Raw genomic sequence first — 11208 nt, forward strand, 5'->3', positions numbered from 1 at the left:
GTGCGGCGCGCGCCTTCTGTGATTGACGTCACGACGCTCGACTCGCATCCCTGAATGCAGGGTGAGCCAAGGGTGAGCAAAGTCACATTCAGCCTGCATGACGTTCTCGTAACGTTTGAGCCATCCTCTGGGAGGCTCCGATGAAACGACTTGGAATGCTCCTCGGATTGTTCATCGTCCCGATGGCGATCAGCTCGTCCGCCGAAGCCGGCTCCTACTCCTTTGTGATCGGTGGCCGGCACATCCATATCGAGGCGCCGCGAAACTGCAGGTCGAGCTCCTGCGTCTCGGTCTCGTCGTCCGGCGCGTTCGAGCGCAAGCGCGACTCGAGCGATGATGCGGTGACGGCGCCGGTCGCCGCGCCAGCGAGCCCGCCCGCGCCAGTCGCCGCACCCGCTCCGGCCTGCGCGCCTGCACCCGCTCCGGTCAAACCTCTCGCGCCGATCATTGCCGCAGCGCCACCGCCTCCGCCGCCGGCCGCGCCGGTGCTGGCGTCCACCGCTGCGCAAGATGTCGTGTTGCCGCCCTTGCCAAAGCTCGAGCCGCCGAAAATCGAGCTGCCGAAGACGTCATCCCTCGAGCCTCCGCCATCAGCCAAACCGGATATCACGCCGGTCCTGCAACGGACCGAGGATGATCCCGTCGACGCGCCGCTCGGCCAATGGGAAACCGAGGGCGGCAAGGGCACCGTCCGCATCGAGCGTTGCGGTATCGCGCTCTGCGGCTACGCGCTGACCGAAGCTGCGTCGGACAAGGGCGAGAGCGTGCTCGTCAACATGAAGCCGAAATCGGCGTCGGTCTGGAGCGGCAGCGTCTACAGCCGTGATACCGGCAACACCTATTATGCGACGATGACGCTGAAGAGCCAGAATAGGCTCCACGTCGAAGCCTGCGCCCTCGGCCGCTTCTTCTGCTCCGGCAACGACTGGACGCGGATCGAGGAGCCGCGAGGCAAGCTGCTGACGACACAACGGCAGGGGAGCGGCGCGCGGTCGTAGCCTCTTACCCTCCCCTGGAGGGGGAGGGTCGCTCGCGCGCAGCGCGAGCGGGGTGGGGTGATCTCTCAGCTCGGGCAGTGTGCAATTTGGAGAGACTGTCACCCCAACCCCGCCACGCATTCCGCTGCGCTTCATGCGTAGCGACCCTCCCCCTCCAGGGGAGGGTAAGAAATCTCTGTCCAATTTGTAATCGCCATTCATCGAACCGCTCCCTTCCTTGCGTGCGACCGATCATCGTGGGCGCATGCAAGAGGAGAGCGATTGATGAAACGTCTCAGCCTGATCGCCGCGCTGCTGATCTGCGGCACCGTCGCGGCGCATGCCGACACCGACATCTGGACCAACATGCTGAAGCAGCCGCGCGGCGACGACGCGCTGCACATGGACAGTGCGGTCTGCGACGCGCAGCTCGGCAAGCCGCAGAACGGCAGCGCGACATCGAGTGCCTACAAGCGCTGCATGCGGGCACACGGCTGGCGCTTCAGCCGCACCGTTCATGAAAAGGACGATGGCTATCCCGATCCCGACAATCCCGGCCTCGTGTGCCACGACTTCAAGATCGGCGGCATCACCGGATCGTCGTGCTCCAATTTCTGATCACAAAGCGAAACGCCCGGCTGCGGAACGAGCGGCGCGGCCGAGCGAACTGTCGATACGGCAATAACAATCTGGCTAGATCACGCCGAGCACGATTGCTCCGACAAAGGCCATTGCGAGGTAGGCGGTAACAACGCTCAGTCTGCTGCCGAACGTCATGCAAAGCTCCCTCTGTTGCGCGGCTTTCGCGCAATTCCGATGGTTAACAGAGAGTCTCTGTCCCAAAAAGCCAGCGTTGCTGTCGCGGGTTCCATTGCGGTGCAGCAAACGTGGTTAAAGAAGCGTGAAATCAACGCGTTGAAGAGTCCTTAAATAAATTCGCCGAACGTGCGTGCATGACGCGCGGAGTTCGTTTGTATCTCGTCGGCTCCATCGTCCTTGTATCGCTAGCGGGTTGTGGGCGCGGCCTCTTCCAGGCCGAGCGCGAGCCGTGGCGGGGCGAGGCGGAAGCCGCTTGCCTGAAATCGGGCGCGGTGAAAGAGAGCGCCGACATCGTCCGCATCGAGCCGATCTCCGGCCCCGGCATGTGCGGCGCGGACTATCCCTTCAAGGTTGCAGCGCTCGGCGAAGCCAGTGGCACGTTCGGCTTTGCCGACGAGACCCTGCGTCCGCCGGGCGCGATCGGCAATCAGCCACGCTGGCCGACGGCGCAGCCGCAATCCGCCTATCCGCGCACGTCGAACTATCCCGAAGCCGCGGTGCGCCAGCCGTCCGGTTACGGTAACTCGTCGGGCCCGATCTCGCTCAGCGCGCCCGGCGTCCCCCCGCAGGAGGACGAGATCGACCTGCCGGCTGACGGTACGGACGCTGCGGGCGCCGCGCGCTACATGAATGCGCCGAGCTATCCGACGCGTCCGGCCGCTTCGTCGCCGCCCTCCTATTCGCAACGTCCCGAGCAGCAGCCCTTGCCGCGCCTCGGTCCCGCGCAGGGCTCACCCGTCAGTGCGGTCGGGCCCGTCGCGATGAAGCCGACGGCGACGCTGGCCTGTCCGATCGTCTCGGAACTCGACCGCTGGCTGGCCGACACCGTGCAACCGTCGGCGATGCGCTGGCTTGGCCAGCGCGTGGTCGAGATCAAGCAGATTTCTGCCTATTCCTGCCGCGGCATGAACGGCAATCCGCACGCCCACATCTCCGAGCACGCCTTCGGCAACGCGCTCGACATCGCTGCTTTCACGCTCGCCGACGGCCGTCGTGTCACCGTCAAGGACGGCTGGCGCGGCATGCCGGAAGAGCAGGGGTTTTTGCGCGACATCCAGGCCGGGGCCTGCGCGCATTTCACCACCGTGCTCGCGCCGGGATCCAACGTCTATCACTACGATCACATCCACGTTGACCTGATGCGCCGCGCCAGCCGCCGCCTGATCTGCCAGCCGGCCGCCGTCTCCGGCGAAGAGGTCGCCGCGCGGGCAAACTCGCGCAATCCTTACGCTTCGCGCGCGCCCTACGTGACCGGCTCGCTCGGCCGCAAGGACACGCACCACAAGCGTGACCGGGTGAACGAGGAAGACGAGTTCGCGGACGATTGAGGCACTAATGTCGTCCTGGCGAAAGCCAGGACCCATTACCACCACTCTCTGCGATGATGCGTCGCTCTTGCTTCAGCTTGCTTCAATAATCTGCATTTGGGGTACTGGGTCCTGGCTTTCGCCAGGACGACACTGTGACCCGAACTCAACACATCACGTCGTGGCTCGCTTCGACGGCGAGGGGGCGAGCCCCATGCAGAGTTGCACCTCGCCTGGGACGTTGTAGGTGCGCATGATGTGACGGCTGTCGCGCAGGCCGGTCGCCTCGCGCTGAACCACGAACATCCAGAGCGCGTGCCCGGCTTCCAGCACCAGCTCGCGCCGGGCCGGCTGCGCCGATGCCGGCGTCTCCGAAGCTGCATGAGCGGCATCGAACTCGCGCAGACGCGCAAGCGCCTGCTCGAGCGCGCTGCCCATCCGTCCAAGCGCAGCGGCCTGTTCCTGGACGATCTCATAGTGGAGGATGTCGACGGGCGGGCGAAGGTCGCGGGACATGGCGTGAATATAGTGTCACTCGGTGCGCCTTCGCAACGCGTGGAGCCTGTTCCGGCGCTGCCGCTATTTTGCGCGATAGGTCGCCAAAAACATCCGCGTCGCGCTGTCGACCACGTTTGCGATGCGCTCTTCCGACGGTGCCGGCTCGGCCTGGAAGACGAAGGGCAGGAACAGCGTCGCCTTGCACACCTCCATGAACTGGGCGGCGGCAAGCCGGCAGTCGTCGATGGTGAGATCGCCGGGGGCGACATGCGCGCTGAGGTAATCCGCGAGGCGGCCAATGCTCTTGTCCAGCACGCGCTCGTAGTAGCGCCGGCCGACCTCGGGCATCCGCTCGGCAATCGCCATCACCGTCCGGATCGCGGATCCTCCGCCGGGCCGGCAGATCAGATGGACATAGGCCCGGCCAAACTCCTTCAGCGTGGTCTCGACGTCGCGCGCCGGATCGAAATTGAAGACGACCTGGCCGTGCTGCAGCGACTCCTCCTCGACGATGGCTTCGAACAGGGCGCATTTGTCGGCGAAGTAGACGTAGAGCGTGCCCTTGGACACGGCCGCCGCGCGCGCGATCTCACCCATGCTGGCGCCGTCGAAGCCGAGGTCCATGAACACCTTGCGGGCGCCGTCCATGATCTGGCGGCGCTTCGAGCTGTCCTCTTCCGAGACGACGTGGAGGGTGTGACGATCGGCTGCAACCATTGGTTTAGGTTTTCGAGAGGTTTTCAGGCGTGGAAACCCAAAGAAAGGAATCAGCCCCCTAGGGTCCGCTGGGGAACAATGTATATTGACCGAACCGTTCGGTCAATGATACTTCTGGGTTAGCGAGGGGGAGCGGCCGCCAGGTGCGGCCCGCTTCGGTTCGCGAGTTTTCAGCGGGGAGGCCGTAATGGCCGTATCGAGAGACCAGGCTGCGCGTGTCCTTCGCGAATCGACCGACGCGGAAGACGCGAGCGACAACGCAGCTTTGGGCGAGCAGCTTCGTTCGCACGTGGCTGAAGAGACCAAGCGCCGCACCAGTGAGGCGCCGGACAAGCCCGTGACCGATAAGCCCGCGCCCGGTGCGCCTCCCGCCGCGGCCGGCGCAGCAAAATCCGGCAAGCGCAAATTCGTCATGATGGGGATCGGCGTGCTGCTCGCGCTCGCGACGGCAAGCTATGCCGGCTACTACACGTTTGTCGGCCGCTTCTACGTCTCGACCGACGACGCCTATGTGCGCGCCAACAACACCATGCTCGGCGCGCGCGTCGCAGGCCACATCTCGTCGATCCTCGCCGGCGACAATACCGTGGTGCGCGCGGGCGACATCGTCTTCCGCATCGACGACGGCGACTACAAGATCGCGGTCGAGGCGGCCGCGACCCGGATCGCGACCCAGCAGGCGACCATCGATCGCATCGGCCGTCAGGTCGCAGCGCTCGAAAGCCAGGTTGGGCAATCCAAGGCGCAGCTCGTGTCCGCGGAAGCGGGATTGAAGCGCGCCGATCTCGATTTCGAGCGTCAGCAGGCGCTGAACACCAAGGGTTTTGCCTCGCGCGCCACCTACGAAGTGTCGGAAGCCGGACGCGACCAGGGCGCGGCTGCCGTCAAGGCCGCGCAGGCCGCGTATGACGCGGCGGTCAGCAATGTCGACGTCGCCAAGGCCCAGCAGGCGGAAGCCAAGGCGCAGCTTGCCGAGCTGAAGACCTCGCTGGCCAAGGCCGAGCGCGACCTCAACTTCACCTCGGTGCGCGCGCCGGTCGACGGCATCTTCTCCAACCGCCTCGTCAACACCGGCGACTTCGTCGCGGTGGGGCAGCGGCTCGGCAACATCGTGCCGCTCGACGAGGTCTATATCGACGCGAATTTCAAGGAAACCCAGTTGAAGCGCATCCGTCCCGGCCAACCGGTGACGATCAAGGTCGATGCCTACGGCATGCGCAAATTCTCAGGCGTCGTCGACAGCATCGCGGCGGGCGCTGGCTCGGTGTTCACGCTGCTGCCGCCGGACAATGCGACGGGCAACTTCACCAAGATCGTGCAGCGCGTGCCGGTCCGCATCCGCGTGCCGAAATCGGTCGCCAAGCAGAACCTGTTGCGTGCAGGCATGTCGGTCTACGCCACCGTCGACACCAACAAGGGTGCGGAGAACGCCGACAGCGACGTTGACCTCGACGACCCCACCATGATCCATCCGCAATAAGCCCGTCAGTGCCCGGGATCAGACGATGGCGAACGCCACGACCGCTCCATCAGCCATGATGGCGAACCCGGCCGATGAACGCATCGCGCCGAAGCGGCTCGCCGCGTTCATCATCATGGTGTTCGGGATGTTCATGTCCATCCTGGACATCCAGATCGTCTCGGCCTCGCTGAGCGAGATCCAGGCCGGTCTTTCGGCGAGCCAGAGCGAGGTCTCCTGGGTCCAGACCTCCTATCTGATCGCGGAGGTGATCGCGATTCCGCTGTCGGGATTCTTGTCGCGCGCGCTTGGCACGCGCTTGTTGTTCGCGATCTCGGCGGCCGGCTTCACCATTTCGAGCTTCCTGTGCGGCTTCGCCTCCACGATCGAGGAGATGATCCTCTGGCGTGCGTTCCAGGGATTTTTGGGCGCCGGCATGATCCCGACGGTGTTCGCCTCGGCCTATACCGTGTTTCCGCGCACCAAATTCCACATCGTCGGCCCGATCATCGGCCTCGTCGCGACGCTGGCGCCGACCATCGGGCCGACCGTCGGCGGCTACATCACCGACGCCACCTCGTGGCACTGGCTGTTCTTCATCAACATCGTGCCCGGCATCGGCATCACCATCGGCGTGCTGGCGCTGGTTGATTTCGACGAGCCGCATTTCGAGCTGCTCGACCGCTTCGACTGGTGGGGCCTCCTGTTCATGGCGGCGTTTCTCGGCACGCTCGAATATGTGCTCGAGGAAGGTCCGCAATATGAATGGCTCCAGGACACCTCGGTTGCGGTGTGCGCGTGGATCTGCGGCATTGCGGCAATCGCCTTCTTTTGGCGCGTGTTCACCGCGGCCGAACCGATCGTCAACCTTCGTACCTTCAGCAACCGCAACTTCGCCGTCGGCTGCGTGCTGCAATTCTGCATCGGCATCGGCCTCTACGGCCTGACCTACATCTATCCGCGCTACCTCGCGGAAGTGCGCGGCTACAGCGCGCTGATGATCGGCGAGACCATGTTCGTCTCCGGCGCCACCATGTTCCTGATCGCGCCGCTGGTCGGCCGGCTCATGCTCAAGATCGACATGCGCTACATGATCGCGTTCGGGCTGATCGTGTTCGCGATCGGCTCCTACCAGATGACCTGGATCACCCGCGACTACGATTTCTACGAGCTGCTCGTGCCGCAGATCCTGCGCGGCATCGGCATGATGTTCGCGATGGTGCCGACCAACAACATCGCGCTCGGCACGCTGGCGCCCGACCGGGTCAAGAACGCCTCGGGTCTGTTCAACCTGATGCGCAATCTCGGCGGCGCGGTCGGGCTTGCGGTCATCAACACCGTGCTCAACCAGCGCACCGACCTGCACATCACCCGGCTGCAGGAGCGCGTGAACTGGGGCAACGCCACGGCGACCGAGACGCTCAACATGTTCATGCAGAAATTCCAGGGCATGGGCGACGCTGCGCTGATGGCGATGAAGCAGCTCTCGCAGATCGTCCACCGCCAGGCCGTGGTCATGGGCTATGGCGACGCCTTCTTCATGCTGACGCTGTTCTATTTGAGCCTGAGCCTGCTGGTCATGCTGCTGAACAAGCCCGTTTCGATGACGGGTGGCGGCGACGCGCATTAAGACTCGGAGTCATCGCCCGGCTTGACCGGGCGATCCAGTATCCCAGAGGCCTGCGTTGGAGAGCTCGCTCTCACCATCGCCGCTGCGGCGTACTGGATGCCCCGGTCAAGCCGGGGCATGACAGTGGAGACCGGCGCGGCGACGCGCACTAATTTGCAACACTTGCGCGTGATCTGCGCGAGCCCCGTTGCAAATCGAAGGCGATACATCTATAAAGCGCGCCTTCATTGCTCGAACCGGGAGGGATTTGCATGATTTGGTCGCTTTCGCAAATCGCGCGCTCGCGTTCGATGTTTAAGCTCGGTGCGTGCTCGGCCGTATAAAGGCCACCTCCGACGGCTCCGCCCGGGCCTGATGCCCCGGTCGCTTCGCTTCCCAAGTCAAGATCAGTTTTAACGACGCCGCTTTCGGCTGTTTTGGCCGGCGTGCGTCCATCGATGGAGCCGGACCGCGCCCGAGGCGTGGCCGGATAACGCCATGACCGCACTATCAAAAAAGCCCGCCGCGATCCGCGTGGTGCTGCCCTTCGTCTTCCGCCACTGGCTGAACCAGCCGGCGCGCGGCCTCACGGTCGTGAGCGGCCTGTTGGGGGCGACGGTCGCCGATCTGTTCATGCCGGTCTATTCGGGCCACCTGATCGATGCGCTGACGCTGGGACCATCCGATCCGGCGGCACGTCGCGCCGCGCTGGTCGCGTTCGGTGCGATCGTCGCGCTCGGCGCGGTCTCGGTGGTGCTGCGGATGATCGGCCTTCAGGCGATCGTGCCATTCACGCTGAAGATCATGTCCGACGTCGCGCAGGACGCATTCATGCGCGTGCAGCGCTTCTCGACCGACTGGCACGCCAACTCTTTTGCCGGCTCCACCGTCCGCAAGGTCACCCGCGGCATGTGGGCGCTCGACCTGTTGGACGACACCATCCTGCTGGCGCTGCTGCCGTCGCTGGTGGTGCTGGTCGGCTCGACCGTGTTGCTGGGCGCGCACTGGGCCTCGCTGGGCCTGGTGATTGCGTTCGGCGCGATCGTCTATGTCGCGATGATGGTGGTGTTCTCCACGCGCTACATCGCGCCGGCGGCGCGTGTCTCCAACGCCTGGGACACCAAGGTCGGCGGCACGCTGGCGGACGCGCTGACCTGCAACGCGGTCGTGAAATCCTTCGGTGCTGAGACCCGCGAGGACGCGCGGCTGGCGCGTGTCGTTGGTCGCTGGCGCGTGCGCGTGCGGCGGACCTGGCTGCGCTACAACGCCACGGCGGCGACGCAGTTCGCGGTGCTGCTGTGCCTGCGCTCGTCCGTGATCGGCGGCTCGGTGCTGCTGTGGATGGCGGGACGCGCCTCGCCGGGCGACGTCACCTATGTGCTGACGAGCTATTACATCATCCACGCGTACCTGCGCGACGTTGGCATGCACATCAACAACCTGCAGCGTTCGGTGAACGACATGGAAGAGCTGGTGGCGATCCATGACGAGCCGATCGGCATTGCGGACGCGCCCGACGCATGGCCGATCGTGATCGAGGGCGGCCGGATCGAGTTCGACGATGTCACGTTCCATTACGGCGGCCATCGCGCGCCGCTGTATGAAGGACTGTCGATCGACATCCGCGCCGGCGAACGGGTCGGACTGGTCGGTCGCTCCGGCTCCGGCAAGACGACCTTCGTCAAGCTGGTGCAGCGGCTCTACGACGTCTCGGATGGCCGTATCCTGATCGATGGCCAGGACATCGCCGAGGCGACGCAGCAATCGCTGCGCAGCCAGATCGCGATCGTGCAGCAGGATCCGATCCTGTTCCATCGCTCGCTCGCCGAGAACATCGCCTATGGGCGGCCCGGCGCGAGCCTGGAGGCGATCGAGCAGGCGGCGCGGCTGGCGAATGCGCACGACTTCATCCTGCGCCTGCCCAAGGGCTACGGCACGCTGGTCGGCGAGCGCGGCGTAAAGCTGTCGGGTGGCGAGCGGCAGCGCGTCGCGCTGGCGCGCGCCTTCCTGGCCGACGCGCCGGTGCTGATCCTGGACGAGGCGACCTCGAGCCTCGACTCGGAGTCCGAGGCGCTGATCCAGCAGGCGATGGAGCGGCTGATGAAGGGACGCACCTCGATCGTGATCGCGCACCGCCTGTCGACGGTGCGCAGCCTCGATCGAATCCTGGTGTTCGACCGCGGCGAGATCGTCGAGCAGGGCACCCACAAGGCGTTGACGGCGCGACCGGGCGGCATCTATCGCGGACTGTTCGAGCGTCAGGTGATCGAGTTCGATCGCAGCGCCGCAGCAGGATGAGCAATGGCGCGTGGCTGCCGGACGAAGAATCCGGACAGCCACGTAGCCTGAGGATGGAATGACATGAAAGACCTGACACACGGCTCCATCGTGAGACACATCCTGGCCATGGCGCCGCCGATCATGCTCGGCATGGTCACGATCATGATCTGCCAGCTGGTCGATCTGTACTTCGTGTCCGGATTGGGCGATGCCGCTGTCGCGGGCGTGGCCGCGGCCGGTAATGCCGGCTTTCTCGTCAACGGACTGATGCAGGTGCTCGGCGTCGGCACGGTCGCGCTGATCGCGCATGCCGTCGGACGCAAGGACAGGCCTGATGCCAATCTGATCTTTAACCAGGCGATCGTGCTGTCGGTGCTGTTCGGCGTGCTGACCCTGGTCGCAGGCGCCGTGCTGTCAGGCCCCTACATGCGTTCGATTGCGGCGGATCAAGCTACGATCGATGCGGGGACAACCTATCTGCTGTGGTTCATGCCGGCGCTCGCGCTGGAGTTCGTTTTGCAAGTGACGGGGTCCGCGCTGCGCGCGACCGGCAGCGTGCAACCCGCCATGTTGGTGCGGGTGCTTGCGGTCGTCATCAACATTGCGTTGGCACCGGTGCTGATCTCGGGTTGGGGCACGGGCTACGCGCTCGGCGTTGCCGGCGCGGGGCTGGCGAGCACGATCGCGGTTGCGATCGGGGGTTTGGTGCTGCTTGCTTATTTTTGCAAGGTCGAACGCTATGTCGCCTTCGATCCGGCGCTGTGGCGTCCGCAGCCCGGCCACTTGAAGCGCATTCTCAACGTCGGTCTGCCGGCCGGTGGCGAATTCGCGATGATGTTCATCTTCATGGCGGTGGTCTATTACGTGCTGCGCGATTTCGGCGCGGCGGCGCAGGCGGGATTCGGAATCGGGCAGCGGGTGCTTGGCCTGATCCAGATGCCGGCACTCGCGATCGCGCTCGCCGCCGGCCCGATCGCCGGCCAGAATTTCGGCGCTGCGAACGGCGCGCGCGTCAAGGAGACCTTCGTCAAGGCGGCGCTGATTACCACCGCGGTGTCGATCGGCTTCATGCTGCTTGCACAGTTGAAGCCGGAGCTCCTGCTCGCCGGATTCTCGAACGACCAGGAGACCATGGCGATCGCCTTCCTGTTCCTGCGGATCATCTCGCTCAACATGGTGTCGCAGGGCCTGATCTTCACCTGCTCCAGCATGTTCCAGGGCCTCGGCAATACCAAGCCGGTGCTCTTGAGCTCGGCAACGCGCGTCTTCACCTATTCGCTGCCGGCGATCTGGCTGTCGACGCGTCCGGGTTTTCGCATCGAGTACGTCTGGTACATCTCGATCGCGGCGACCACGCTCCAGGCCGCGCTGAGCCTATGGCTGCTGCGCCGCGAGTTCAGAAAGCGTCTGGTGCCGCGGGAGGTCGCTGCAATACAGGTCGAACCTGAGCCGGAGGCGCCGTCCGCGCGCGCGGCAGCGGCGGAATAGGTTCATGCGCTTGTCCCTTGCCCACGGCTCGGGCTAGTTTGCATGAGCCGTGGG

At 64.9% G+C, this 11208-nt stretch carries 9 protein-coding genes; 7 read left to right on the plus strand and 2 right to left on the minus strand.

Annotated features, from left to right (window positions below):
* Nucleotides 1-140: 140 nt before the first annotated feature.
* The 3 genes from KUF59_RS11185 (at nt 141) to KUF59_RS11195 (ending at nt 3124) form a co-directional block, all read left to right on the plus strand.
* Nucleotides 141-998: a DUF2147 domain-containing protein gene (locus KUF59_RS11185; protein ID WP_212457381.1), complete on the plus strand. Its 858-nt coding sequence runs from the start codon at nt 141-143 to the stop codon at nt 996-998.
* 264 nt (nt 999-1262) lie between these two features.
* Nucleotides 1263-1595: a hypothetical protein gene (locus tag KUF59_RS11190; protein WP_212457380.1), complete on the plus strand. Its 333-nt coding sequence runs from the start codon at nt 1263-1265 to the stop codon at nt 1593-1595.
* A 335-nt stretch (nt 1596-1930) separates the two neighbouring features.
* Nucleotides 1931-3124 carry an extensin-like domain-containing protein gene (locus tag KUF59_RS11195; RefSeq protein WP_212457379.1) on the plus strand — a complete coding sequence of 398 codons (1194 nt, stop codon included), beginning with the start codon at nt 1931-1933 and terminating at the stop codon, nt 3122-3124.
* 153 nt (nt 3125-3277) lie between these two features.
* Here the strand turns inward: KUF59_RS11195 and KUF59_RS11200 are convergent, their stop codons facing one another.
* Both KUF59_RS11200 and KUF59_RS11205 read right to left on the minus strand, forming a co-directional pair.
* Nucleotides 3278-3619 (minus strand): DUF6665 family protein, encoded by a 342-nt coding sequence (locus tag KUF59_RS11200; protein WP_212457378.1) that lies wholly within the window; start codon nt 3617-3619, stop codon nt 3278-3280.
* A gap of 63 nt (nt 3620-3682) precedes the next feature.
* Entirely contained in the window at nt 3683-4318 is a 636-nt protein-coding gene (locus KUF59_RS11205) for a TetR/AcrR family transcriptional regulator (protein ID WP_212457377.1), read from the minus strand.
* A gap of 187 nt (nt 4319-4505) precedes the next feature.
* Here KUF59_RS11205 and KUF59_RS11210 point away from each other — a divergent pair, with 187 nt between their 5' ends.
* From KUF59_RS11210 to KUF59_RS11225, 4 genes are all read left to right on the plus strand, one after another.
* Entirely contained in the window at nt 4506-5798 is a 1293-nt protein-coding gene (locus tag KUF59_RS11210) for an HlyD family secretion protein (RefSeq protein ID WP_212457376.1), read from the plus strand.
* A 25-nt stretch (nt 5799-5823) separates the two neighbouring features.
* A complete protein-coding gene (locus KUF59_RS11215; RefSeq protein WP_212457375.1) occupies nt 5824-7407 on the plus strand; it encodes a DHA2 family efflux MFS transporter permease subunit in 1584 nt (527 codons plus the stop codon).
* 477 nt (nt 7408-7884) lie between these two features.
* Nucleotides 7885-9684, plus strand: coding sequence for an ABC transporter ATP-binding protein (locus KUF59_RS11220; protein WP_212457374.1), 1800 nt, complete (start codon nt 7885-7887; stop codon nt 9682-9684).
* 63 nt (nt 9685-9747) lie between these two features.
* Entirely contained in the window at nt 9748-11154 is a 1407-nt protein-coding gene (locus KUF59_RS11225) for an MATE family efflux transporter (RefSeq protein WP_212457373.1), read from the plus strand.
* The last annotated feature ends 54 nt before the right edge of the window (nt 11155-11208 follow it).

This window comes from Bradyrhizobium arachidis (assembly GCF_024758505.1).
GTDB classification, from domain to species: Bacteria; Pseudomonadota; Alphaproteobacteria; order Rhizobiales; family Xanthobacteraceae; genus Bradyrhizobium; species Bradyrhizobium manausense_C.